At 72.6% G+C, this 22,951-nt stretch carries 28 protein-coding genes; 10 read left to right on the top strand and 18 right to left on the bottom strand.

What is annotated here, in order from left to right; all coding sequences use genetic code 11:
• From JHD21_RS09780 to JHD21_RS09760, 5 genes are all read left to right on the top strand, one after another.
• The coding region (locus JHD21_RS09780) for a hypothetical protein (protein WP_292674120.1) at positions 1-740 on the top strand (740 nt) is incomplete at its 5' end.
• A gap of 57 nt (positions 741-797) precedes the next feature.
• Positions 798-2,357 carry a YjjI family glycine radical enzyme gene (locus tag JHD21_RS09775; protein WP_292674117.1) on the top strand — a complete coding sequence of 520 codons (1,560 nt, stop codon included), beginning with the start codon at positions 798-800 and terminating at the stop codon, positions 2,355-2,357.
• On the top strand, positions 2,329-3,054 hold the full coding sequence (locus tag JHD21_RS09770; protein WP_292674114.1) for a radical SAM protein: 726 nt from the start codon (positions 2,329-2,331) through the stop codon (positions 3,052-3,054). Before JHD21_RS09775 ends, JHD21_RS09770 begins: the two co-directional genes overlap by 29 nt.
• Before the next feature lie 36 nt (positions 3,055-3,090).
• Positions 3,091-3,579: a DUF2505 domain-containing protein gene (locus JHD21_RS09765; protein ID WP_292674111.1), complete on the top strand. Its 489-nt coding sequence runs from the start codon at positions 3,091-3,093 to the stop codon at positions 3,577-3,579.
• A gap of 13 nt (positions 3,580-3,592) precedes the next feature.
• The gene (locus JHD21_RS09760; RefSeq protein ID WP_292674107.1) at positions 3,593-4,075 is read left to right on the top strand and encodes a DUF2505 domain-containing protein; all 483 of its coding nucleotides are present in this window, start codon (positions 3,593-3,595) and stop codon (positions 4,073-4,075) included.
• Here JHD21_RS09760 and JHD21_RS09755 read toward each other — a convergent pair.
• Genes JHD21_RS09755 through JHD21_RS09745 form a run of 3 tightly spaced genes read right to left on the bottom strand, consistent with a single transcriptional unit; the run spans position 4,060 to position 7,369 of the window.
• Complete coding sequence (locus JHD21_RS09755; protein WP_292674103.1) at positions 4,060-4,245, bottom strand: hypothetical protein; 186 nt, start codon at positions 4,243-4,245, stop codon at positions 4,060-4,062. The genes JHD21_RS09760 and JHD21_RS09755 overlap by 16 nt on opposite strands.
• A 13-nt stretch (positions 4,246-4,258) precedes the next feature.
• Complete coding sequence (pruA, locus tag JHD21_RS09750) at positions 4,259-5,887, bottom strand: L-glutamate gamma-semialdehyde dehydrogenase (protein WP_292674100.1); 1,629 nt, start codon at positions 5,885-5,887, stop codon at positions 4,259-4,261.
• Positions 5,888-5,896: 9 nt separating this feature from the next.
• On the bottom strand, positions 5,897-7,369 hold the full coding sequence (locus tag JHD21_RS09745; RefSeq protein WP_292674097.1) for a wax ester/triacylglycerol synthase family O-acyltransferase: 1,473 nt from the start codon (positions 7,367-7,369) through the stop codon (positions 5,897-5,899).
• An 18-nt stretch (positions 7,370-7,387) separates the two neighbouring features.
• Between JHD21_RS09745 and JHD21_RS09740 the strand changes: the two genes are divergently transcribed.
• The gene (locus JHD21_RS09740) at positions 7,388-8,842 is read left to right on the top strand and encodes a hypothetical protein (RefSeq protein ID WP_292674094.1); all 1,455 of its coding nucleotides are present in this window, start codon (positions 7,388-7,390) and stop codon (positions 8,840-8,842) included.
• Here the strand turns inward: JHD21_RS09740 and JHD21_RS09735 are convergent.
• Both JHD21_RS09735 and JHD21_RS09730 read right to left on the bottom strand, forming a co-directional pair.
• Complete coding sequence (locus JHD21_RS09735) at positions 8,805-10,061, bottom strand: hypothetical protein (RefSeq protein ID WP_292674091.1); 1,257 nt, start codon at positions 10,059-10,061, stop codon at positions 8,805-8,807. The genes JHD21_RS09740 and JHD21_RS09735 overlap by 38 nt on opposite strands.
• A gap of 12 nt (positions 10,062-10,073) precedes the next feature.
• Complete coding sequence (locus JHD21_RS09730; RefSeq protein WP_292674089.1) at positions 10,074-10,760, bottom strand: hypothetical protein; 687 nt, start codon at positions 10,758-10,760, stop codon at positions 10,074-10,076.
• A gap of 100 nt (positions 10,761-10,860) precedes the next feature.
• Here JHD21_RS09730 and JHD21_RS09725 point away from each other — a divergent pair, with 100 nt between their 5' ends.
• Positions 10,861-11,121: a helix-turn-helix domain-containing protein gene (locus tag JHD21_RS09725; protein WP_292674087.1), complete on the top strand. Its 261-nt coding sequence runs from the start codon at positions 10,861-10,863 to the stop codon at positions 11,119-11,121.
• Positions 11,122-11,123: 2 nt separating this feature from the next.
• On the opposite strand, the gene JHD21_RS09720 is transcribed toward JHD21_RS09725, so the two are convergent.
• From JHD21_RS09720 to sigE, 3 genes are all read right to left on the bottom strand, one after another.
• Positions 11,124-12,371 (bottom strand): trypsin-like peptidase domain-containing protein, encoded by a 1,248-nt coding sequence (locus JHD21_RS09720; protein ID WP_292674085.1) that lies wholly within the window; start codon positions 12,369-12,371, stop codon positions 11,124-11,126.
• Between the two features lie 67 nt (positions 12,372-12,438).
• Positions 12,439-12,906 carry a hypothetical protein gene (locus JHD21_RS09715; RefSeq protein ID WP_292674083.1) on the bottom strand — a complete coding sequence of 156 codons (468 nt, stop codon included), beginning with the start codon at positions 12,904-12,906 and terminating at the stop codon, positions 12,439-12,441.
• Positions 12,903-13,565 carry an RNA polymerase sigma factor SigE gene (gene sigE / locus JHD21_RS09710; protein ID WP_292674080.1) on the bottom strand — a complete coding sequence of 221 codons (663 nt, stop codon included), beginning with the start codon at positions 13,563-13,565 and terminating at the stop codon, positions 12,903-12,905. The genes JHD21_RS09715 and sigE overlap by 4 nt, the downstream gene beginning before the upstream one ends.
• Positions 13,566-13,685: 120 nt before the next feature.
• Here sigE and JHD21_RS09705 point away from each other — a divergent pair, with 120 nt between their 5' ends.
• The gene (locus JHD21_RS09705) at positions 13,686-14,336 is read left to right on the top strand and encodes an O-methyltransferase (protein WP_292674077.1); all 651 of its coding nucleotides are present in this window, start codon (positions 13,686-13,688) and stop codon (positions 14,334-14,336) included.
• A 6-nt stretch (positions 14,337-14,342) separates the two neighbouring features.
• Here the strand turns inward: JHD21_RS09705 and JHD21_RS09700 are convergent, their stop codons facing one another.
• From JHD21_RS09700 to JHD21_RS09690, 3 genes are read right to left on the bottom strand one after another with little or no spacing between them, the layout of a single operon-like run.
• Entirely contained in the window at positions 14,343-14,681 is a 339-nt protein-coding gene (locus JHD21_RS09700) for a hypothetical protein (protein WP_292674075.1), read from the bottom strand.
• Positions 14,678-16,231: a leucyl aminopeptidase family protein gene (locus JHD21_RS09695; RefSeq protein ID WP_292674073.1), complete on the bottom strand. Its 1,554-nt coding sequence runs from the start codon at positions 16,229-16,231 to the stop codon at positions 14,678-14,680. Before JHD21_RS09695 ends, JHD21_RS09700 begins: the two co-directional genes overlap by 4 nt.
• A 25-nt stretch (positions 16,232-16,256) precedes the next feature.
• A complete protein-coding gene (locus tag JHD21_RS09690) occupies positions 16,257-16,424 on the bottom strand; it encodes a DUF3117 domain-containing protein (RefSeq protein WP_082599809.1) in 168 nt (55 codons plus the stop codon).
• Positions 16,425-16,559: 135 nt separating this feature from the next.
• On the opposite strand from JHD21_RS09690, the gene JHD21_RS09685 reads away from it, so the two are divergent.
• The gene (locus JHD21_RS09685; RefSeq protein ID WP_292674065.1) at positions 16,560-17,366 is read left to right on the top strand and encodes an enoyl-CoA hydratase-related protein; all 807 of its coding nucleotides are present in this window, start codon (positions 16,560-16,562) and stop codon (positions 17,364-17,366) included.
• Here the strand turns inward: JHD21_RS09685 and JHD21_RS09680 are convergent, their stop codons facing one another.
• From JHD21_RS09680 to JHD21_RS09655, 6 genes are read right to left on the bottom strand one after another with little or no spacing between them, the layout of a single operon-like run.
• Positions 17,367-18,173, bottom strand: a complete 807-nt coding sequence (locus JHD21_RS09680) for a M14 family zinc carboxypeptidase (RefSeq protein ID WP_292674062.1) — start codon at positions 18,171-18,173, stop codon at positions 17,367-17,369.
• A 1-nt stretch (position 18,174) separates the two neighbouring features.
• Positions 18,175-18,597 (bottom strand): hypothetical protein, encoded by a 423-nt coding sequence (locus tag JHD21_RS09675; protein ID WP_292674060.1) that lies wholly within the window; start codon positions 18,595-18,597, stop codon positions 18,175-18,177.
• Between the two features lie 15 nt (positions 18,598-18,612).
• The gene (locus tag JHD21_RS09670) at positions 18,613-18,924 is read right to left on the bottom strand and encodes a DivIVA domain-containing protein (RefSeq protein WP_292674059.1); all 312 of its coding nucleotides are present in this window, start codon (positions 18,922-18,924) and stop codon (positions 18,613-18,615) included.
• A gap of 7 nt (positions 18,925-18,931) precedes the next feature.
• Complete coding sequence (locus JHD21_RS09665; RefSeq protein WP_292674056.1) at positions 18,932-19,657, bottom strand: TIGR00730 family Rossman fold protein; 726 nt, start codon at positions 19,655-19,657, stop codon at positions 18,932-18,934.
• Complete coding sequence (gene dapE / locus JHD21_RS09660; protein ID WP_292674054.1) at positions 19,654-20,736, bottom strand: succinyl-diaminopimelate desuccinylase; 1,083 nt, start codon at positions 20,734-20,736, stop codon at positions 19,654-19,656. Before dapE ends, JHD21_RS09665 begins: the two co-directional genes overlap by 4 nt.
• 9 nt (positions 20,737-20,745) lie before the next feature.
• Entirely contained in the window at positions 20,746-21,210 is a 465-nt protein-coding gene (locus JHD21_RS09655; protein WP_292674052.1) for an SRPBCC domain-containing protein, read from the bottom strand.
• Between the two features lie 54 nt (positions 21,211-21,264).
• Between JHD21_RS09655 and JHD21_RS09650 the strand changes: the two genes are divergently transcribed.
• Positions 21,265-22,119 (top strand): LLM class F420-dependent oxidoreductase, encoded by an 855-nt coding sequence (locus JHD21_RS09650; RefSeq protein ID WP_292674049.1) that lies wholly within the window; start codon positions 21,265-21,267, stop codon positions 22,117-22,119.
• Here JHD21_RS09650 and JHD21_RS09645 read toward each other — a convergent pair.
• Positions 22,106-22,858 carry a TetR/AcrR family transcriptional regulator gene (locus tag JHD21_RS09645; protein WP_292674046.1) on the bottom strand — a complete coding sequence of 251 codons (753 nt, stop codon included), beginning with the start codon at positions 22,856-22,858 and terminating at the stop codon, positions 22,106-22,108. The two genes, JHD21_RS09650 and JHD21_RS09645, sit on opposite strands and share 14 nt — an antisense overlap.
• Positions 22,859-22,951: the final 93 nt, after the last annotated feature.

Below are 22,951 nucleotides of genomic sequence, written 5' to 3'. Positions count from 1 at the left end.
GTCCCACGCCGGCCAGCCCGACCCTGCCGCCGGCCCCGCCCGCCGACGCGCTGGAGGTCGCCCAGGACCGGCTCCAGGAGTCCGGCACCGGGCGCTGGGAGCTCTCGGTCTCGAACGGGAGGGGCGGTGCGGTCGTGACCGAGACCGGCTACTTCCAGCTCGACCCGCCCGCCTCGCTCTCCGCGCGCCACGGCGTCGCCGAGGCGCCCCGCAACCTGACGACCGTCTCGCAGGGACCGGATCTGTGGTTCCGGGCCAGGATCGGGTCGGACCTCGACGGCTGCTGGGCGCACCGCGCACTGGACGAGCAGAGCCCGAGCTCGCAGCTGGTGCCGCCCGCTCTCCAGGTGTTCCTCGCTCGCATGGTCGAGACCGGTGCGACCGCCACGACCATCGACGCGGCGGTGCCGCTGCTGACCGCGGCGGCGCCGTTCGGGGAGACCGTGAACCTCATGCTCCTGGGCCTGGACGCCGGCTACGGCAACGTACCCGTCAGGTTCTCGACGGCGGACGGTGAGCTGACCGGCTACACGGTGGCCCTGGACGACGTCCTGGGCGTCGCGCAGGAGGCAGGTGTCGAACCGTTCCCGGGGCTCACCGACCTGCACCTGGTCGCCGAGGTGCAGCTCGCCGACATCGGGGAGCCGGTGTCCCTGACGCCCCCGGCACCGACCGTGGTGGTCGAGCTCGGGCCCCGGGAGACCGTCGCGGAAGGTCTCGACCGGTGCGGGACGGTCTGAGCGCACCCGGGACCTAGGACTCTGGGGCCCCGCCGGCTCGTGGCGGACGCTGGAGGGGTGGACATCCTGGAGCTGCGCCGCCTTGCCCGCGACGTCATCGACGACCCCCGGCTGACCTACCGCCAGCGGATGCACAACCTCGCGGTGCTGGCCGAGAACGCCCTGGAGCCGCCGCCGGTGTCGGACGCGTGCGCGCAGGCGCTGGAGAAGCGGCTCATCTGCGACATGTACGAGGGCAACGCGCCGCACCGGCCCCGCTACGTCCTGCCCGACTACGCGACGTTGCTGCGCGACGGCTCGCGGTTCCTCGAGCTGGAGCCCGCCCGTGACCTCGACGAGGCGCTGACCACGCTGCTCATCGGCTACTCGCAGGTGCCGTCGATCACCGGCTATCCGGTGTGGCTCGGCGACCTGGACGCGCTCCTCGAGCCGTACGTCGGGGAGCTGGACGACGACGAGCTGCACCGCCGGCTGCGGTTGTTCTGGATCTCCTTGGACCGGATGTTCCCGGACGCGTTCACGCACGCGAACCTCGGGCCGCGGGACGGCCGGGTCGTGCGGATGGCGCTGCGGCTGGAGCGCGAGCTGCACCAGGTGGTGCCCAACCTCAGCCTCAAGGTGGACCCCGACCTCACCCCCGACGACCTGGTGCGGGACGCCGTCGAGACCGTCTTCGAGTGCGGCCAGCCGCACTTCGTGAACCATCCCATGATGGTCGCGGGGCTCGGCCCGTCGTACGGCGTCGCCTCCTGCTACAACTCGCTGCGCACGGGCGGGGGGTCGCACACGCTGGTCCGGCTCAACCTCGCCGAGGTCGCGAACCTCCACTCCGGCGACCGGGACTCCTTCCTCGACGTGCTGCTCCCCCACTACGTGGAGCTGACCGCCGAGCTGATGGAGGCCCGCATCCGGCACCTGGTCGAGGAGGCCAGGTTCTTCGAGCACTCCTGGCTGGTGACCGACGGGCTGCTGCACCTCGACCGCTACAGCGCGATGTTCGGCGTCTACGGCCTCGCCGAGGCCGTCTCGCGGGTCCTCGAGCACGAGGGCGGGTCCGGGCGCTACGGCCACGACCCCGAGGCCAACGCGCTGGCCGAGCAGATCCTGGCCCGCGTCAGCGAGCTGGTCGCCACCCGGCCGCTGCCCTACTGCGAGGGCAACCACGGGCGCGCTCTCCTGCACTCCCAGTCCGGCATCGACTCCGACGTCGGCGTCACCGCCGGCTGCCGCGTCCCCGTCGGGGAGGAGCCGGGCCTCGTCGAGCACCTGCGCACCATCACCCCGCACCACGAGCTGTTCCCCGCCGGCATCAGCGACGTGCTCGCGTTCGACGAGACCGCGCGCCGCAACCCCGCTGCCGTCGTCGACGTGGTCCGGGGGGCGTTCCGGACCGGCATGCGGGACTTCACCTTCAACCTCGACAGCAACGACTTCATCCGGATCACCGGCTACCTGGTGCGCAAGTCGGACCTCGCCAAGCTCGACGCCCCGACTCCCGAGGGCGCCCGGCACGGGAGCACCTTCCTCGGTGCCGGCTCGGTGCGCGAGTCGCACGTCGACCAGCGAGTACCGAAGCGGGTGGTGGCGCATGAGCTCGACGCCGGTCCGGCTCGCTGACGTCGTCCCGTTCTCGTGGGTGGACGGGCCGGGCAACCGGTTCGTGGTCTTCGCCCAGGGCTGCCCTTTCGACTGCCTGGCCTGCCACAACCCCGAGACCATCGCGCCGAGCGGTCCGGGGACCCGGCTCAGCGACGTCGCCGGCGTACTGGAGGAGATCCGCCAGGTCGAGCCCTACCTCGCCGGCGTCACGGTCTCCGGCGGCGAGGCGACCGCGCAGTGGCACTTCGTCCGCGACCTCTTCACCGAGCTCCGTGCCGATCCTCAGCTCGGCCGGCTGACGACGTACGTCGACACCAACGGGCACGCCCTGCCCCGGGTCTGGGACGAGCTGCTGCCGGTGACCGACGGGTTCATGGTCGACCTCAAGGCACTCGACCCCGAGGTCCACCGCCGGCTCACCGGACGCGGCAACGACCTCGTCCTCGACTCGATCCGCTACCTCCACGCGCACGGGCGGCTCGCGGAGGTGCGGCTGCTGCTCGTGCCCGGGTTCAACGACACCCCCGAGCAGGTCTCCCGCACGGCGGCGTGGCTGGCCGGCCTGGACCCGGGGCTGCGGGTCGTCGTCATCGGCTTCCGCACGCACGGCGTGCGGCCGGAGCACGCCGACCTCCCCGAGGCTGACCCCGATCTCCTGGAACGGGCCAGGACCGCCCTCGAGCAGGCGGGCCTGCACCAGGTGGTCACGGTCTGAACCGGAGCCGCGGACCGGGTCCGGCATGATGCGGCCATGAAGTTCCGACACGAGCTCCGGTACGACGCCGCGCCGTCCGAGGTCTTCGAGATGCTCGCGGACCCGGCGTTCCGTCAGGCGGCGTGCGAGGCACAGGACGTGATCTCGGCTGACGTCCAGCTGGACCGCGAGGGCGACGGCTTCAGCCTCGTCATCGACATGCTGCAGCGCACCGACGACCTCCCGGGGTTCGCCAGGACCTTCGCGGGCGAGTCCACGCAGGCCATCCAGCGGGAGACCTGGGCGGGCAGGGACGGCGGCGAGCTCCGGATCGAGGCGCCCGGCAAGCCCACCAGCATGCGCGGCACGATCCGGCTGGAGCCCGCCGGCGCCGGGACGACGGAGGTCGTCGAGCTCGAGATCAAGGTCAAGGTCCCGTTGATCGGCGGCAAGCTCGAGAAGCTGATGGCCGACAAGGTCACCGCCGGCATGGACGCCGAGCACCGGGCCGGCACCGCGTACCTGTCCGGGCAGTCCGGGACGTAGGAGGAGCAGCCAGATGAGCACCCAGTTCTCTCACGACCTCACCTACGACGCGCCGCTGGCCGACGTCGACGCGATGCTCATGGATCCCGGGTTCCGGGAGCGCGCGTGCGAGGCGCAGGGGGCGGTCCGCATGAGCGTCTCCATCACCGAGGAGCCCGGCGGGGTCACCGTCGTCGTCGACCAGGTGCAGACCTCCGACGGGATCCCGGGGTTCGCCAAGAAGTTCGTCGGCGACGAGATCAACCTGGTGCAGACCGAGACGTGGACCGACGCCGAGAACGCCGACGTCGAGGTCGTGATCCCCGGCAAGCCGGGCGAGATGACCGGGACCATCCACCTCTCCGAGTCGGGTGGGGTGACGACCGAGCGGCTCGAGATGACGATCAAGGTCAACATCCCGCTGGTGAGCGGCAAGATCGAGAACCTCATCGCCGACCTGCTGCGCAAGGCGCTCAAGGCCGAGAACGCCGTCGGCCGCGACTACCTGTCGGGCTGACCCGCGTCCTCGGCCTGGTCCTGCCGCTGGTCCTCCCGCCCGTCGACCGGTTCCTCGGTGCGGCGGCGCCACCAGATCACTCCGCCCAGGACCACGAACGGGCCGAAGGCGAGCACCAGCGTGAGCAGCTGCTCGACCGGGTGCAGCGAGCCCATGTGGAGAACGGTCACTGGTCGGTCCTGGTCAGTCCATGTAGGGGTAGCGGTGGTCGGTGGGCGGCACCATCGTCTCCTTGATGGAACGCGGCGAGGTCCAGCGGAGCAGGTTGACCGCCGCCCCGGCCTTGTCGTTGGTGCCGCTGGCCCGGCCGCCGCCGAACGGCTGCTGCCCCACGACCGCCCCGGTGGGCTTGTCGTTGACGTAGAAGTTGCCGGCGGCGAACCGGAGCTCCTCGCTGGCCCACGCGATCGCGTGCCGGTCCCGGGCGATGACGGCGCCGGTGAGGGCGTACGGCGCGATGCCCTCGAGCTGGCGGGCGACCCGCTCGAACTGGTCGTCGGGGTAGACCTGGACCACCAGGATCGGCCCGAAGTACTCGGTCGAGAACATCGCGTCGGCCGGGTCGGTGGCGACCACGACCGTCGGGCGGACGAACCAGCCGACCTTGTCGTCGGTCTGGCCGCCGACCACCACGTCCAGCTTGGCCTGGCGCCTGGCCCGGGTGATCGCTGCCTTGTGCTTGGCGAACGCGCGCGCGTCGATCACGGCGCCCATGAAGTTGGAGAAGTCGGTGACGTCGCCCATCGGCAGCGCCTCGACCTCGGCGAGGAACGAGTCCTTCATCCGGTCCCACACCGACGTGGCGACGTAGGCCCGGGAGGCCGCCGAGCACTTCTGGCCCTGGTACTCGAACGCGCCACGGATCAGCGCGGTCCGCACCACCTCGGGGTCGGCCGACGGGTGGGCGAGCACGAAGTCCTTGCCGCCGGTCTCGCCGACGATCCGCGGGTAGGAGCGGTAGCCCGCGATGTTCTCGCCGACGGTCCGCCACAGGTGCTGGAACGTCGGGGTGGAGCCGGTGAAGTGGATGCCGGCCAGGTCCGGGTGGGCCAGCGCGACCTTGGAGACCTCGATGCCGTCGCCGGGAAGCATGTTGATGACGCCGGGCGGCATCCCTGCCTCCTCCAGCAGCTCCATGGTCAGCGACGCGGCGAGCTGCTGGGTGGGCGACGGCTTCCAGATCACGGTGTTGCCCATCAGCGCCGGCGCGGTCGGCAGGTTGCCGGCGATCGCGGTGAAGTTGAACGGCGTGATCGCGTAGACGAACCCCTCGAGCGGCCGGTGGTCGGTGCGGTTCCAGATGCCGGGGCTGTTGGCGATCGGCTGGTCGGTGAGGATCTGCTTGGCGTAGTGGACGTTGTAGCGCCAGAAGTCGATGAGCTCGCAGGCGCTGTCGATCTCGGCCTGGTAGGCGGTCTTGGACTGACCGAGCATGGTGGCGGCGTTGATCCGCTGCCGCCACGGGCCCGCCAGCAGGTCCGCCGCCTTCAGCAGGACGGCACAGCGCTCGTCCATCGGCAGGTTGCGCCAGTCCGAGGCCGCGTTGCCGGCGGCTTTGATCGCGGCCTGGGCGTCGGCCTGCGTCGACCCCTTGAACACGCCGAGGACGTGCTGGTGGTCGTGCGGCTGCACCACCTCGACCTCGGGGCCCCCGCCGGCCTTCCAGCGGCCCCCGATGTAGCCGCGCAGGTTCTTGGGGCGGCGCTCGAGCTTCTCGATCTCGACCCGCAGGGCCTCCCGTTCGGGGGTGCCGGGCGCGTAGGTCAGGTTCGGCTCGTTGGTGGGAGCCGGGGGGAACGTGATGGCGTCCATGGGACGACCCTAGGACTTCGTCGCCCGCTTCTTCGCAGCCGCGGTGCTCTTGCGCCGCCCCCGAGGCGCCCGCGGCCGGGCCCCCGACACCGTGTCCAGCAGCTCGTCGAGCGCCTCGCGCAGGCACTGGCCGAGGACGTCGGCGTCCGGGACCAGGTCACGGTCGGCGGTGATCCCGTAGAAGACCTTGCCGTCGTAGGACGTGATGCCGATGGCCAGGGTCTGGCCGGGCAGCAGGGGCGGGACCGGGTAGGTGCCGACCATCCGGGCCCCCGCGGCGTACAGCGGCGACTGGGGGCCGGGCACGTTGGTGATCACGATCTGGAAGCCCCGGCGCAGCTCGAACGCCGCCACCCGTGACCCGATCGCGTGGAACGTCGCCGGTGCGAAGCCGGCGATGCCCGCCAGCCGGTTGGCGGCGACGGCGCGGCCGGTCTCCTTGTGGGACTGGAACGAGTAGGACACCTGGTGCAGCCGGACGACCGGGCTGGCCTCCCCGACCGGGAGGTCGACGAAGTGCGGGGCGACCTGGGTGCCGAGCGAGGTGGCCTCGAGCTCGCGGTCGATGACCGACATGGGCACGACCGCGTGCACCTTGCGCAGCCCGCCCATGGACTCGGAGCGGGTCATCAGCCACGCCCGCAGACCACCGGTGACCGTCGCGAGCACGGCGTCGTTGACGGTGCCGCCGTGGTCGTCCCGGATCCGGCGGTAGTCGGCCAGGTCGGTCGTGACCGTGACCACCCGGCGTTGCTGGGACAGCCGGCCCGACAGCGGCGTCTCGCGCTCGGGGCGGCGGCCGGTGAGCGCGTTGGCCACCCGGGCCACCCGGCCGGCGACGCTCTCGGCGTTGCGCAGCGTGGCGTCGAGGGTGCCGCGCACGGTGTCGGCCGCGGTGCGCGGGTCGGTCACGGTCTCCTTCAGCGCCGCTGCGAGCAGGCCCGCCGTCGACGGCTTGCGCCGCGCCGCCCAGTCGTCGGTCCAGTCCTGGGCGGACGGCACCTTCGGCTCGTCGTCCCGGTCGAGCAGCACCTGGCCGAGGTCGACGGTGTCGACGCCGTCGACGAGTGCCTGGTGGGTCTTGTAGAGCAGGGCCACCTGGCCGTCGGCCAGGCCCTCGACGAAGTAGACCTCCCACAGCGGCCGCCCGCGGTCGAGCGGGCGGGAGACGATCCGGCCCACGAGCTCCCTGAGCTGGTCGGCCGACCCCGGCCGGGGCAGCGCCGAGCGGCGTACGTGGTAGCCGATGTCGAAGGCCTCGTCGTCGACCCACACCGGGTTCGCGACCCGGCCGGGCACCTGCTGGAGTCGCTGCCGGTAGCGCGGGACGAACGCGATCCGGTCGGAGATGAGTGCGACCAGGCGGTCGTAGTCGAAGCCGGAGTCCCCGGGGTCGAAGATCTCGACCGTCGCGTTGTGGCGGGGGGCGGCGGGCGTCTCGTCGACGAGGAACGTGAGGTCACGCTGGCGCAGTCGCTGCACCTCTGCCACCTCCACCCCGTGCTAGGCCCGACGTGCGATTCTGACAGAGTTGTCCGGACCGCCCCGCATTCCGTCACTCATGTCACACAGGTCGGAGACGCCGCACTGAACGACATCCTCGCCCACGGCGTCGGCGGCTCCAAGGACCTGCCGATCCCCACCGAGCTCGCCGTTGCGGGCGCCGTCGCCGCGCTCACGATCAGCTTCACCGTCCTGGCCGTCGCATGGCGCTCTCCGCGGTACGACGCCGCGACGAGCGGCCGCCCCGCGCCGGCCCGGCTGGCCCGGGTGGTCGACGCGCCGGCGTTCCTCGTCGCCACCCGCACCCTCGGCTTCGCGATCTTCGCCTTCGCCGCGATGGCGGCCGTCCTCGGCGAGGACCGGCTCACCAACCCGATCTTCGGCATCGTCTACGTCTGGTGGTGGGTGGGGCTCGTCCCCCTGTCGCTGCTCCTCGGGCCGGTCTACAAGGCCCTCAGCCCCGTGCGCACCATCAACGCCGCCTTCGCCAAGATCTCCGGCACGGACCCCGACACGGGTGTCTTCACCTATCCCGAGCGGCTCGGCTACTGGCCGGCCGCGGTCGGTCTGTTCGCGTTCGTCTGGCTCGAGCTGGTCTACCCGCACTCGACCGAGCTGGGCCCGGTCCGGCTGTGGTGCGCCGCGTACATCGCCGCCATGCTGATCGGCGGCGCGCTGTTCGGCAGCAGGTTCTACGAGCGCGGAGACCCCTTCGAGGTCTACTCCACCCTGGTCTCCAAGCTCTCCGTCTGGGGCCGGCGCGAGGCCCGGTCCGAGACCGGGGAGGGCGGCGCCCACCTGCTGGTGGTCCGCAGCCCGCTGGCCAACCTGGACACCGTCGAGGTCCGCCCGGGTCTCGTCGCCGTCGGTGCGGTGCTGTTCGGCAGCACGGCGTTCGACTCGTTCAAGGACTCCTCGATCTGGATCAGGTTCATCCAGAACAGCGACACGATCTCGGGCAGCCGCGACCTCGTCGACGTGGCCAACAACCTGGCGCTGCTCTCGTTCTGCGTCGGGGTGGGCCTGATCTTCGCGGCCGGAACGATGCTGACCTCGGTCGGTCCGGGGACCCGGCGGCGCGACCTGCCCAACCAGTTCGGCCACTCGATCGTGCCGATCATCATCGGCTACATCGTGGCGCACTACCTGACCTACCTCGTGGAGTACGGGCAGCAGACTCTGATCCAGGTCAGCGACCCGTTCAGCGACGGGAGCAACTGGTTCGGCACCGCCGACTGGACGCCGAGCTACTGGTTCACCTACCACCCCACGCTGCTGGCGACCATCAAGGTGCTGGCCGTCATCGTCGGGCACGTCGTCGGCGTGATCGCCGCTCACGAACGGGCGGTCCGGCTGCTGCCCAAGCAGCACCAGCTGACCGGTCAGCTCCCGCTGCTGGTCGCCATGATCGCGTTCACCGTGGGCGGGCTGCTGCTGCTCTTCGCCGCCTGAGCCAGGCTCGCCGGCCCGCCGCCGTCGGGCCGACCTGGGGTGCGAGAGCCTCCCCGACCCGGCGCAGCGCCCCGACCAGCGCCGAGTCGGGTGCGGACTCGACGAGCGTCCGCCCGGTGACCAGCGCCCGGTCGACGGACTCCCGGTCCTCGGGCAGGAAGTGCAGGCCGACCGGGCGGGCGAACCCGGACACCATCGAGGCCACGTCGCGCTCGGCCCAGCCCAGCGTGGGCCGCATCCGGTTCACGACCAGGCGGACCGGGAGGGAACCGACCGCCTCGCGCAGCTCGACCAGCCCACGGGCGAGCCGGGAGAGGCCGACCGGGTCGGCGGTGCCCACGGCCACGACCTCGTCCGCGGCGGTCAGGGCCTCGACAGTGAGCTGGTTGCGGCCCGGGCGCGAGCCGTAGTCGGTGGCCGGGTCCTCCTCGAGGCTGAACCCGGTGTCGACCACGACGTGCCCGCGGTCCCGGGCGACCTCGAGCACGGCCTCGACGGTGCCGGGCCGGACCTCGGTCCACCGGTCCGGACGCGGGAGCCCGGTGACGACGCTCAGCCGGTGGTCCAGGCCGCGCCGCAGGCTGTCGAACCCCTGCTCCAGCGTGCCGGCGCCGGCCAGGCGGGTGGCCGCGAGCAGGCCGGACACCTCGTCGAGCACTCCCAGCACCTGGGCCACGCTCCCCCCGTAGGGGTCCGCGTCGACCAGGACCGTCGGCGCCCGGGTCGCCAGCACCGCCGCCAGGCCGGTCGCCACGGTCGTGCGGCCCGGGGCCCCGGCCGGCCCCCAGACGGCGATCACCCGGCCGCCCGCGGCTCCGGGCACCGGTGGCTGCTCCTGGGCAGGCGGAGGGTCGGACCGCGACGGCTCCGGCGGCCGGCGTACGGCGTCGACCAGGCCGTCGAGGTCGTCGGACGCGACCACCGTGGCCGCGCCGATCCGGGACGCGTGGACCCGCGCGGCCTCCAGGTCCGCGCCCGCCGGGCTCACCGCGACCGGCCGCACGCCGTGCCGGCGGAGGTGGTCGGTCGCCGGGACGTCGAAGCCCGGGGCGTCCAGGCCGACGACGGCCACGTCGGCCTGGCCCGCCGCGGCGGTGGCGAGCAGGTCGTCGACGTCGACGCAGCGTTTGAGGACGACCACGTCCGAGCGGTCGCCGAGCGCGGCGAGCGCCGCCGACTCCCACGCGGCCCCGGCGGCGACGATGAGGACGACGACCATGGCCCGGCGTCCTCAGCCGCGGCGGACGACGGTCATGACCGCGGAGTCGTGGCTGCCGAGCAGGGCGAAGAAGGCCGCCGTGTCCGCCTCCGGCACCGCCAGCACCAGCTGACGCCGGCCCGACGTGCCGAACGACTCCGCGAGGGCCGGGGCGTCGACGACGGTGACACCCGCGAGCGCCGGGCCGTCTTCCGCGGTCGTTCCAGGTGCCTCCTCCTCGGCGTCCGGCGTCGCGACGACGTAGACATCGACGACCGCTCCGGCCGTGACCGACGGCGGCACCTGCTCGGGCTCGACCGCGATCGGGACCTCGACAAGGCCACTCGCACCACTGGGCCCCACCGCGCTGCGCGCCAGCAGCTCCCCGGCGCCCACCCCGCGCAGCAGCTCCAGGTCGGCGGGCAGCTCGTCGTCCACGGCGTAGTAGCCGTCCTGGGCGTCCTCGTCGGCGAACCGCACCCGGGCCGCGACCAGGTCGTCCTCGGTCAGCCGGGCGCCGGCCCCGAGGTCGGAGGCCGCCGTCCAGACCTGGACGGTGTCGTCGGCCGCGGCGAGGAGCCGAGCGCCCGCGACGACCGAGCCGGCGACCAGGACGATGCCGATCGCGAGACGTGGGTCCCGCCAGCCGGGACGGCGGACACGCTGCGCCGGCGTCGCAGCGTCCCCGAGGCCCGTGGCGTCCCCGAGAGTGGTGGCCACGGCGCCATCCTGCCTCGCACCGGCCGCGCCGTCACCTGCCCATCCACAAGCCCTGGGGTCCGTCCAGCGGCAGGGGGCGCCGGGTGCGACGATGGCGCGCATGGCCGACCAGCCGCGGTTCCTGCTCCTCGCCGACGTCGCGGAGATCCTCAACACCTCGGTGGCGCAGGTCTACGCGTTGGTCCGCCGCAAGGAGCTCAAGGCCATGAAGATCGGCGGCCGCGGCCAGTGGCGGGTGCAGGCCTCCGACCTGGAGGACTACATCCAGCGGATGTACGCCGAGGCGGACCGGTTCATCGACGACCACCCGTTCACCGGCCGGGACGCCGAGGTGGACGCCGAGGTGGACGCCGAGGCCTGACCTCAGCCGACCTCGGAGTCGAGAGTGACGTCGAAGACGCGCTCGTCGCCGTCCCGCTCGACGGTGAAGGCCAGGGTCTCCCCGGGCTGGTGCGAGCGGATCGCGACGATCAGGGCGATGCCGTCGGTGACCCGCTCCCCCTCGAGCTCGACGACCAGGTCGCCCTCCTCGAGCCCGGCCTCCTCGGCGGGCTGGCCGTCCACCACCGAGTCGATGAGCGCGCCGTCGCCGTCGCTGCCGCCGGTCTGCACCTTGGCGCCGATCACGGGGTAGCGCGCCTCGCCCGTCTCGAGGATCTGGTCGGCCGTCACCCGGACCTGCTCGATCGGGATGGCGAAGCCCACGCCGATGTTGCCCGCCTCGCCGCCGATGCCGCCGCCGGCCGTGGCGATCGCGGAGTTGACCCCGACGACCTGGCCGAGGAGGTTGACCAGGGGTCCGCCCGAGTTGCCCGGGTTGATGGCCGCGTCCGTCTGGACGGCGTTGATGTAGGACGACGCGTCCGCGTCGCCGGTCGTGACCGGCCGGTCGACCGCGCTGACGATGCCCGCCGTGACCGTGGAGCTGAGGCCGAGGGGGGAACCGATGGCGACCACGCCCTCACCGATCCGCAGTGCCTTCGAGGCGCCGAGCGACGCCGGACGAAGCTCCGTGGCGTCCTCGGAGTAGAGGACCGCGATGTCGTAGACCGGACTGCGGCCGACGACCGTGGCGTCGTAGCGGTTCCCGTCCTGGTCGACGATCTCGATCGCCCCGTCGTCCTCGGCGGCCTGCTCGACCACGTGGTTGTTGGTGATGATGTGGCCCTGGGCGTCCAGCACGAACCCCGAGCCGGTGGCACCGCCCTCCTCGCCCTCGTACTCGGCCGAGATCTGCACGGTGCTCGGGAGGAGCTCGGCGGCGACGTTGGCGACGGTGCCGTCGTCGGCCTCGAGCGGAGGCAGCGAGACGGTGTCGACCTGGTCGAGGCCGCCGGCGACCTGACCCGGCGAGTCCGCGTCGCCCTCGTCGTCGAGACGGTCGTAGACCGCGGCTCCACCGATGCCGCCGGCACCACCGAGGATCAGAGCCATCAGTGCGGCGCCCGTCCAGCGCCAGCCGCCCCCTCGGCGGCCGGCACCGGCGGGAGCCGGCTCGGCCGGGAGCGGGGTGGTGCTCGGCGGCGGCGTCCAGGTCGGCCGGGGGCCGATCGCGCCCGGGGAGCCCAACGGCATCGTCTGCTCGGCGGGATCGTTCGGCTGGTCCGTCACTCCGACATTCTGACTGGTGGGGTGAAGCCTCGCCCCGTGGGGAGCGCGCCTGGGACCCCAGTCGGCGTCAGGGGGTGTCGCCGCGGCGGCTCGCGCCGACGCCGGCGGGCGTGCTGGGGGCGTTGCTGGGCGTGTTGACGCTGGTCGAGGGCGCCCGGCGCTCGGGGATGTCGGCCGGGGCGGTTCCCAGCGCGAGGACGCCGACCACGGCGGCTCCCGCGGCACCGCTGCCGAGTGCGACGAGTCCCAGGCGCCGGCCCCGGTGGTCGCGAGCGGCGCCGACGAGATAGGCCTCGCCGGGCGTGAGGTCCGGCGCCCCGATCAGGGACCCGCGCAGGTGGCCGGGCACCTCGGCCGGCGCCCCCCACGTCAGGCCGGCGAGCCGGGTCTTGACCCAGCCCTCGCGTTCGACGAGGTCACGGCAGTGGTGGCACAGGTGCACGTGGTCCCACGCGCGCTCCTCCTCCTCGGCGGACAGCTGCCCGTCGAGCAGGGCGCTGACCCGCGTGCCCAGGTGGCCGCCGATGCGGTTCACGGGCGGCCCTGGACGGGCAGGGGCCCGGTGTGGGGGCCGGAGTAGCGGGAGCGTCCCTCGGCGGGGGCCCGGTGCGCGAGGGCGGCTCGCAGCTGGGCCCGGCCGCGGTGGATCCGGGACCGGACGGTGCCGAGCTTGGCGCCGAGGATCTCGGCGATCTCCTCGTAGGTCAGGCCCTCCACGTCGCAGAGCACGACGGCGGCGCGGAAGTCGGGTGGCAGGGTCGCCAGTGCCCGCTCGACGTCGTCCTCGAAGTGCATGTCGGCGTAGGCCATGTCCGGGCTGGGCGAGCTGCTCCGCAGCCGGGAGGCGCGCTCGTCGGACAGGGCGTCGAAGCGGATCCGCTGCTTGCGGCGCGCGCCGTCGAGGAAGAGGTTGGTCGTCACCCGGTGCAGCCAGCCCTCGAAGGTGCCGGGCGTGTAGGTGTCGAGGGACCGGAAGACCCGGACGAAGACCTCCTGGGTGAGGTCCTCCGCGTCGTGGGCGTTGCCGGTGAGCCGGTAGGCGAGGCGGTAGACCCGGGCGGTGTGCTGGTCGACGATCTCGTCCCACGTGGGCACGCCCGCGGTGGGCCCATCGGCCGGGAGCGCTGTCGCGCCGGGCTGCTGGTCAGTGGCCACGTGGGTTCCGTCTTCCTGGGTCGTCGAGGGACCCCTCACGCTACGTCTGCCGCCTGAGCGTTCCCTGAGCCTCACGCGGTTCCCAACGACCGGCACCACGCCCGTGTTCCCGGCGGTTCCGGACCGGTCCGGGTGCGTCCGGCGCGATACGTTGCCCCTATGACCGAGCCGATCAACGCCGCGAGCTGGTCCTACGCCGAGCACTACGTCGCCGAGGACGACATCCTGGCCGCGGCACGGGCCCGGGCCGACGAGGTCGGGGTCGTCGCGATCGGGCCGGGCGGCGGGGCCACCCTGCGCTTCCTGGCCTCGGTGCTCGAGGCGCGCGCGGTCGTCGAGGTCGGCACGGGGTCCGGCGTGTCCGGCCTGTGGCTGCTGCGCGGGATGCGCGGCGACGGGGTGCTCACCACCGTGGACATCGAGACCGAGCACCAGCGGCTGGCCCGCGAGACGTTCACCGAGGCGGGCATCCCGACCCAGCGGGCGCGCACCATCGCCGGCGCGGCCCTGGAGGTCCTCCCCCGGCTCACCGACGGCCACTACGACCTGGTGTTCCTCGACGGCGACAAGACCGAGTACTCCGCCTACCTCCGCGAGGCCGTGCGGCTGCTCCGGCCGGGGGGCGTCGTGGCGTTCGACAACGCGCTCTGGCACGACCGGGTCGCCGACCCGTCCCAGCGGGACGCCGAGACCACCGCGATCCGCGAGGTCATCCGCGAGGTCGAGGACGACGACCAGCTGGTCCCGGTGCTGCTGCCGGTCGGCGACGGGCTCCTGGTCGCCAAGAAGGAGTGGGCGCCCGCGGACTAGGCGTCGCTAGCCCCGCGCCATCGGCTCGAACCCCTCGGCACCCTCGGCCACCGCGACGATGTCGCACGGCTCGATGAGGACCGGCGAGGTGCCGATGATCCGCGAGCCCGGCGACTCCGCGGCGGACTCGGTGAACGTCTCCTGGAACTCCGCCCGCGCGGCGTCGTCGGCGAAGACGTAGCAGCCCTCGAACCACTCCCCCGACCGGGTCCGCCAGGTCTTGTAGCGCAGCCCGGGCATCCCGGTGAAGCGGGCGTGGGACGTGGACTCGACGTACGCCGCGAGCTCGTCCTCCACGCCGGGGGCAGCGCCCTCCAGCGACCACCGCACGGTGAGACCGTTCACGTTGCCGGGTTCCTTCCGATGCCTGCCAGGGGGTCCGCGCTCCCGAGCCACTCGAGGAGCAGCCGCGACCCGAAGCCGGTGGGGCCCTTGCTCCACTCGAACCGGTCCTCCGGGGAGTCACCGGTCGAGGCGATGTCGAGGTGCGCCCACGGCACGTCTCCGACGAAGTGCTGGAGGAACAGCGCGGCGATGATCGCGCCGGGGCCGCCCCCGGCGTTGTCGGAGTCCGCGATCCGCGACCCGACCTTGTCCTCGTAGGCGGAGGCCAGAGGCATCCGCCACACCGGCTCCCCCGCCGTGGTGCCCGCGTCGGTGAGCGCACCGGCGAGCGCGTCGTCGGTGGCGAACAGCCCGCCGACCTGCTGGCCCAGCGCGACCTTGATGGCGCCGGTGAGGGTCGCGACGTCGACGACCGCCGCCGGGTCGAGCTCCGCCACGGCGTAGGCGAGGGCGTCGGCCAGGACCAGACGCCCCTCGGCGTCGGTGTTCGTCACCTCGGTGGTCCTGCCTCCCCAGTGCCGTACCACGTCTCCGGGTCGCAGCGCGTTGCCCGAGATCGAGTTCTCGGCGGCCGCGACCAGGCCGATGACGGGGACCGGGCAGCCGACCGCCTCCAGGGCGGCCATGGTGGACATGACGACGCCGCCGCCGGTCATGTCGCGCTTCATGTTGGTCATCGCCTCGCCGGGCTTGATGGAGATCCCGCCGGTGTCGAAGGTGATGCCCTTGCCGACGAGCACGACCGGTGAGCTGCGCCGCTGGGCCCGGCCGGAGCCGCGCGGCCGGTAGTCGAGCCGGATCAGCCGGGGCGGCCGGGTCGAGGCCTGGCCGACGGCCAGGATCCCGCCGAAGCCCTCCTTGGCGAGCTGCTTCTCGTCCCAGACCGACACCTGGAGGCCCGCCTCGCCGGCGAGGGCCAGTGCCTGGTCGGCGAGCCAGTCCGGGGTCTTGAGGTTGGAGGGGACCCACGCGAGCATCCGCGACCGCCAGGCGGCGGCACCGGTCGCCTGCGCGCGCCCGACCTCCGCGAGGTCGTCGTCGGCGAGCCCGGCCAGGACCACACGCCGGACCGGCACCTGCTCCGGCGGGGCGGACCGCCACTGGAAGGCGAAGGAGCCCAGGACCGCCCCGACGACGAACGGCGTCAGGCCGACCTCGGGGTCGACGGCGGGGATCGTGGTGGCCAGGGTCGAGCGGTCGGTCGCCGCTCGCGCGGTCGCGGCACCCGCACGGCGGAAGTCGTCCCGGGTGCCGGAGCCGAGCCCCACCAGGAGCACCCAGCGCAGGTCCGGCGCGCCGGCGACACCGGCAGGCACCGGCACCGACGTCACCTCACCCGCACCCCCCGTGGCCCGTGCGGCCTCCAGGACCCCCAGGAGGTCGGTCCCGAGCAGGTCGCCGAGCTGGTCCGCACCCGGCCCGAGCAGCAGCGGCTGCCCCGCCTCGGCTGCGGGCAGCACGGGCAGCGCCACCACCTCGACCTCCGCGACCGCGTGCGGCAGCCCGCCATCGACCGAGAAGCCAGGCGGCGAGACCTGGGACGGGAACAAGGTCAGGCGGTCCTCATCGAGACGCTCAACCAACAACGTCCTTCAGGGCATCCCCGAGTGCGCCGGCCTCGTCGGCGTTGAGCTCGACCACGAGGCGGCCACCGCCCTCGAGGGGAACGCGCATCACGATGCCGCGCCCTTCCTTGGTGACCTCCAGCGGACCGTCGCCCGTCCGCGGCTTCATCGCCGCCATGCGGCACCTCGCCTTTCTCCGGCAGTGTCTGCCCTCTGCAACAAACGTGCGCCCTACGGCGCCGGTCCATTATCCCCCATCCCCGGTGAGCCGTGTCACGCGGCACGCGAGAGACTGCCTCCCATGCCAGAGTCCATGACAGACAGCAGTGCCGATTCCTCGGTCCTCTACACCGTCGTCGACGGCGTCGGGACCATCACGCTCAACCGCCCCGAGGCCATGAACAGCCTCGACATCGCGACCAAGGTGCTGCTGCGCGAGACGGTGCTGCAGGCCGCCGAGGACCCGGCCGTCCGGTGCGTCGTCCTGACCGGCACCGGTCGCGCGTTCTGCACCGGGCAGGACCTCAAGGAGCACATCGCGATCCTCGAGAGCGGCTCGAGCGAGGCCTTGTTCACCACGGTCGACGAGCACTACAACCCCATCGTCAGCGCGATCGACGCGATGGAGAAGCCGGTCATCGCGGCGGTCAACGGCGTGGCCGCCGGGGCGGGCGCGAGCCTGGCGTTCGCGTGCGACCTGCGGGTGCTCGCGGACACGGCCGGCTTCAACCTCGCCTTCGCCAACGTGGCGCTGTCCTGTGACACGGGGTCGAGCTACACCCTGCAGCGGCTCGTGGGCCGGGCCCGGGCGCTCGAGCTCCTCTACCTGCCGCGCACGGTCCGCGCCGAGGAAGCCTTGGAGCTCGGGCTCGCCAACCGGGTCGTGCCGGCAGCCGAGCTCACGGCCACCGTGGGCGAGCTCGCGACCCGGTTGGCCGCGGGGCCGACGCTGGCGCTCGCCGCGATCCGGCGCTCCGTGGCGTACGCCGCCGGGCACACGTTCGCCGAGTCCCTCGAGCTGGAGAGCGAGATGATGCAGCGCACCGGCGCCACCGAGGACCACCGGGCGGCGGTCGCCGCGTTCGTGGCGAAGGAGAAGCCGGTCTTCAACGCGCGCTAGCTAGCGCAGGATCTCCAGCTCCTGGTCGGGCGGGTTGGCGGACCGGAACGCGTCGAAGATCGCGAGCACCTGCGGCGGCGCGACCTTGCGCATCCGCTTGCGGCCCGGCTTGGCGCCGTACTCCACCGTGAGCGCGAACCCGCGGAAGTGCTTGTTGAACCAGCCGGTCATCGTGCCGTGGCAGACCCCGCCGCAGTCCAGGTTGGTCGTCGGCAGGTTGAGGTGGTCGGCGACCTTGCGGGCGAACCTCGGCCGCTTGACGTTGATGTCGACCCCGTTCAGCGGCTGGTGGAAGCTCAGGACGTAGTCGGGCCTGATCCTGGTCAGGAACCTCATCATCGCCTTGGTCTCCGGCTCGGACGCGGGCTTGGGCCCGGACTCGTAGTTGCCGTCGAGGTCGGCCCAGTTGTAGGGGTAGTTGCGGTTGAGGTCGACCCCCCGGGCGTTCTTGCGGGTCCCCCGGGCCAGCCCGTCGGGGTTGTAGACCGGCACCACCCAGAGGTCCACCTCGTGGACCGGCGCGCCGTCGCGCAGCGACGCCAGGATCTGCTGGGTGGCCCGCTCGTTGCCGTGCATCGTCGAGATGAGCACCACCGACGGGATGTCCTCGCCGAACTCCTCCTGGCGGTTGCCGAGGTGCCAGGCCCGGATCCGGCGCCCGGCGACGCTCTTGCCGATGACCTCGACCTCGAGCACGGCCGGCCGGGTCTCCGACGGGGCCGGCAGCGCCGCGGCCGGCGCAGGGACGGACGACGAGAGCCCGACGGCCACCGCGAGGGCGGTCAGCGGCCCGAGGAACCGCCGCACGTCAGACCTTGCTGAACAGGTAGGTGTAGGTGAAGATGCACACGCCCACCAGCATGCCGACGTGCGCCAGGATCGAGAGACCCGGCCCCTCCGACCAGCTGTCCTGGAAGCCCTCGGACGCGTGCCGTCCGCGGCTGGGCAGCCAGCGTACGAGCATGAGCAGGCCGCAGACGGTGACGATCCACCAGAACGTGAGCGCGATGATGCCGACCAACGGGTCGCCGAGCGCACTGTCCTCGGAGAAGACCAGGAACAGCACCCAGGAGACGACCGCCAGCAGACCGGAGCCGGTGTGCATGTTGAGCAGCAGGGTGCCCACGTAGGCCCGGCCCGCGCCCTGGCCCTGCCGCATGCGGAGGCGCGTGAGCACCACGACGACCAGCGCGAGGCCGGTCAGCACGTAGACGATCACGTCCGTGGACACGGGCGGAAGTGTGCCCTACCCTGCGCCGTCCTCGCCACGGACGCGCTGAGGCGCCTCGGGGTGGGTCTCTGGTCGGGTCTGCGCGGTGGCCGCCTCGAGCTGCCGGGCCAGCCGGTCCAGCAGGGCGTCGACCTCGGACATCCGGTAGCCCCGGAGTGCCAACGAGAAGCGGGTGCGCCGCAGGTCGTCCGCGCCGATCTCGCCGACCGGGAGCAGGGGGTCCGGGCGGTCGTCGTACGCCTCGGACATCGGCTGGCCGCGGCCCGCCGCCACCACCGCGACCGCACCCATGACCAGCACCAGCAGGATCGCGAAGAACCACATCATCGGGCGCTCACGCCCCGTCCCGGGCGGCGACCATCAGCGCGACCGCCTCGTCGATGTCGTCGGTGACCACGAACATCTCGAGGTCCTTCTCGCTGACCTTCCCGTCGACCAGCGCCTTGTCCCGCAGCCAGTCGATCAGGCCGCTCCAGTAGTCGACTCCGACCAGCGCCACCGGGAAGCGGGTGATCTTGCCGGTCTGGACGAGCGTCAGCGCCTCGAAGAGCTCGTCGAGGGTGCCGAGGCCACCGGGCAGCACGACGTAGCCCTGGGAGTACTTCACGAACATCGTCTTGCGGGCGAAGAAGTAGCGGAAGTTGATGCCCACGTCCGCCCACTCGTTGAGGCCGGACTCGTAGGGCAGCTCGATGCCCAGGCCGACGCTGACTCCGCCGGCCTGGCTGGCGCCCTTGTTGGCGGCCTCCATCGCCCCCGGGCCGCCGCCGGTGATGACGGCGAAGCCGGCCTCGACGAGCTTGCGGCCGAGCTCCTCACCGATCGCGTACGACGGGTGCTCGGCGGGGGTGCGCGAGGAGCCGAACACCGAGATCGCCGGTCCGAGCTCGGCCAGGGCACCGAAGCCCTCCACGAACTCGGCCTGGATGCGCATCACCCGCCACGGGTCGGTGTGCACCCAGTCCGAGGCACCCCGCGAGTCGAGCAGGCGCTGGTCCGTGGTGCCCGCGTCGACCTGGTCGCGGCGCTGGACCACCGGGCCCTTGAACTTGGACCTCATCCCAGGCCTCCTGTCAGCCAGTCGGTCAGCTGGCGCTCGCAGCGGCGCAGGTGCTCGACCGGCACGAGCTCCTCCTGCTTGTGGGCCAGCATCGGGTCGCCCGGCCCGAAGTTGACGGCCGGGATGCCCAGCTCGGTGAAGCGGGCGACGTCGGTCCAGCCGAACTTGGGGTTCACCTCGCGGCCGACGGCCTCGATGAACGCCTTGGCGGCGGGGAGGTCGAGGCCGGGGAGCGCGCCGGGCGCGCTGTCGAGCACGGTCACCTCGAACCCGTCGAAGAGCTCGCGCACGAAGGCCTGCGCCTCCGCCTCGCTGCGGTCGGGGGCGAAGCGGTGGTTGACCTCGACGACGCACTCGTCGGGCAGCACGTTGCCGGCGACACCACCGCGGATCGAGACGGCGTTGAGCCCCTCGTGGTACTCCAGGCCGTCGATGACCGGCTTGCGCGGCTCGTAGAGCCTGAGCCGCTCCAGGATCGGGAACGCCCGGTGGATCGCGTTGACGCCCATCCAGCTGCGCGCCGAGTGGGCGCGCTCGCCGACCGAGCGCACCTCGACCCGCAGGGTCCCCTGGCACCCGGCCTCGACCTCGGCGTTGGACGGCTCCATGAGGATGGCGAAGTCCGCCTGCATGACCTCGGGATGGGTCTGGCTGAGCTTGAAGAGCCCGTTGAACTCGGTGTCGATCTCCTCGCCCTCGTAGAGGATGTAGGTGACGTCGCGGACCGGCTCGGGGATGCCCGCCGCGAGCTTGAGGATGACCGCGTCGCCGCCCTTCATGTCGCAGGTGCCGAGACCGTGCAGCAGGTCGCCGTCGGGCCGCGGCTCGTAGCGGCTGGGCAGGTTGCCGTTCGCCGGCACCGTGTCGAGGTGCCCGGCGATGACCACGCGCTCCCCGCGGTCGAGGTCGGTGCGCGCCACCACCGTGTTGCCGTGCCGGGTGACGGCCAGGTGGGCGTACGCCGCCAGCGCGGCCTCCACCGCGTCCGCGATGGCCCGCTCGTCCCGGCTGACGGACTCGATGTCGACCAGCTGCGCGGTCAGCGTCACGACGTCGGCGGTCAGGTCGATCGAGGTCACGGGGGCCAGTCAACCAGCCGCGCGCGCCTCGACGTACGCGGCGAGGTTGGCCAGCGCCATCCGGGTGCCGGCCGCGTTGTCCTCGGCCCGGACCGCGTCGGGGATGCCGTCGTGCCGCAGCTCCACCTCGGTGCCCGCGTCCACGTCACGCAGCGTGGTGGTCATGGTCATCTCGCCCGCCAGGGCAGGGTCCGCCGACTCGAACTCGAGGACCTCGACCACCTGCGCGTCGGCAACGAGATCGGCGAACCGTCCCGAGTAGGTGTCGGTGCCCCCCTCGGTCTTGCCCAGCTGCTCCCCGACGTAGGTCAACGACACCCGGAACCGGCCGCCGGGCCGCGCCTCCCACTCCAGGACCTCGGCGGTCATGTCGTCCGGAACCCGCCACCGGGCCACCGCGTCGGCGTCGACCAGGGCGGAGTAGACAGCGGCTCGCGGGGCGCGCACCACCTGGGTGGCGGTCTGGGAGTACACCCGTCCCAGCCTAGAACTAGAACACGTTCCAGTTCCTGCCCTAGGGTGTGGCGCATGCGCAACGGCGTCGTCCTCTTCTCCTCCGACCGCGGGATCACGCCCGCCGCCCTCGCCAAGGCGGCGGAGGACCGCGGGTTCGACACGATCTACGTCCCGGAGCACACACACATCCCCGTCAAGCGGACCGCCGCGCACCCCGGCACCGGCGACGAGACGCTGCCCGACGACCGCTACCTGCGCACGCTCGACCCGTGGGTGTCCCTCGCGACCGCCGCCGCGGTCACCGAGCGGATCGGGCTGTCCACCGCGGTGGCGCTGCCGGTCGAGTCCGACCCGATCACGTTGGCCAAGCAGATCGCGACCCTCGACCACCTCTCCGGCGGCCGGGTCACCATCGGCGCCGGGTTCGGCTGGAACACCGACGAGCTCGAGGACCACCACGTCCCGCCCGGCAAGCGCCGCACGGTGCTCAAGGAGTACGTCGAGGCGATGCGCGCCCTCTGGACGCAGGAGGAGGCGTCGTACGACGGCGAGTTCGTCAGCTTCGGGCCCTCGTGGGCCTACCCCAAGCCGGTCCAGCCCCACATCCCGCTGATCATCGGTGCCGGCGGCGGTCCGAAGACCTTCGCGTGGATCGCCGCGCACGCCGACGGCTGGATGACCACGCCCCAGCAGACCGACATCAGCGGTCAGATCGAGGCGCTCAAGTCCGCATGGGCCGACGCCGGGCGAGAGGGGATCCCCGACATCCGGGTCCTCATCGCGTTCCGCCCCGACCCCGACGACCTGGCGCGCTGGGCCGAGCAGGGCGTGGCCGAGCTGATCTGGGGTGTCCCGGACAAGTCCGAGGACGAGGTGCTCGCGCACCTCGACAAGATGGCCGGGCGGCTCGGGGTCAGCGCGAGCTGACGTAGGCCTCGATGCCGTCGAGGATCCGCTCGAGCCCGAACGACAGCTCGCGAGCGGGGTCCGTCCCGGCCTGGTAGGCCTCGCCGGCCGCCTGGCCGACCCGCCCCGCCAGGGGGTAGTCGCGGTGCGCCGTGAACTCGCCGAGCGGTCCGGCGTTCGCCTCCCACCACTCCAGGTCGCTGACGCCCGACTCCTTCTCCGCGGCGCGCACGGCGTGCTCGGACCGCGCCACGTTGGCCGCGAACCCGACGACCAGGGTCACGGTCTGGTCCATCTCGACGTCGTCGAGGCCGACCCCCTCGACCGCCGAGAGCTGCCACTCGTAGCGGTCGCCGACGTGCGGCCCGAGCCAGGGGCGGACTCCGGTGACGTCGAGCAGCCAGGCGTGCTCCCGGCAGTCCGCGAGCTGGACGTCGGCCACCAGGCGCAGTCGCTCGCGGAGCGTGCCCGGCATCGGCGGGAGGTCCCGGCGCCCCACGACCTGGTCGACCATCAGCACCACGAGGTCGCTGCGGTTGTCGACGTAGGTGTAGAGGGTCATGGCGCCGATGCCGAGGCGGCGCGCCAGCACCCGCATGGACACCGCCGCCAGCCCCTCCTCGTCGGCCAGGGCGATGGCGTCGTCGACGATCCGATCGAGGGTCAGCCGCTGCCGCGGGCCGCGCCTCGGCGCCTCCGCCTCCTGCGGGACGACGTGCCGCCACAGCAGTGGCAGCACGGGGTCCGGCTCGACGGGCACAGCGCGACCCTAACAACTCCGGCCCACAATCTCGTACGGCGTACGGAACAAATGATACGGTGCCGATGTTCAACTCCGTACATCGTACGCGAT

The sequence above is a fragment of the Nocardioides sp. genome, assembly GCF_016462705.1.
Lineage (GTDB): Bacteria > Actinomycetota > Actinomycetes > Propionibacteriales > Nocardioidaceae > Nocardioides.
The sequence above is the reverse complement of the archived record's forward strand: the minus strand, read 5'-3'. Positions and strand labels throughout refer to the sequence as shown.

Bases quoted from the DNA above. Each gene is read 5' to 3' on its own strand.
- JHD21_RS09685 (WP_292674065.1), top strand. From the start codon at position 16,560: ATGACAGACAGCAGTGCCGATTCCTCGGTCCTCTACACCGTCGTCGAC.
- JHD21_RS09705 (WP_292674077.1), top strand. From the start codon at position 13,686: ATGACCGAGCCGATCAACGCCGCGAGCTGGTCCTACGCCGAGCACTAC.
- pruA (WP_292674100.1), bottom strand. From the start codon at position 5,887: ATGGACGCCATCACGTTCCCCCCGGCTCCCACCAACGAGCCGAACCTG.
- JHD21_RS09770 (WP_292674114.1), top strand. From the start codon at position 2,329: ATGAGCTCGACGCCGGTCCGGCTCGCTGACGTCGTCCCGTTCTCGTGG.
- JHD21_RS09670 (WP_292674059.1), bottom strand. From the start codon at position 18,924: ATGATGTGGTTCTTCGCGATCCTGCTGGTGCTGGTCATGGGTGCGGTC.
- JHD21_RS09690 (WP_082599809.1), bottom strand. From the start codon at position 16,424: ATGGCGGCGATGAAGCCGCGGACGGGCGACGGTCCGCTGGAGGTCACC.
- JHD21_RS09725 (WP_292674087.1), top strand. From the start codon at position 10,861: ATGGCCGACCAGCCGCGGTTCCTGCTCCTCGCCGACGTCGCGGAGATC.
- JHD21_RS09650 (WP_292674049.1), top strand. From the start codon at position 21,265: ATGCGCAACGGCGTCGTCCTCTTCTCCTCCGACCGCGGGATCACGCCC.
- JHD21_RS09665 (WP_292674056.1), bottom strand. From the start codon at position 19,657: ATGAGGTCCAAGTTCAAGGGCCCGGTGGTCCAGCGCCGCGACCAGGTC.
- JHD21_RS09760 (WP_292674107.1), top strand. From the start codon at position 3,593: ATGAGCACCCAGTTCTCTCACGACCTCACCTACGACGCGCCGCTGGCC.
- JHD21_RS09765 (WP_292674111.1), top strand. From the start codon at position 3,091: ATGAAGTTCCGACACGAGCTCCGGTACGACGCCGCGCCGTCCGAGGTC.
- JHD21_RS09735 (WP_292674091.1), bottom strand. From the start codon at position 10,061: ATGGTCGTCGTCCTCATCGTCGCCGCCGGGGCCGCGTGGGAGTCGGCG.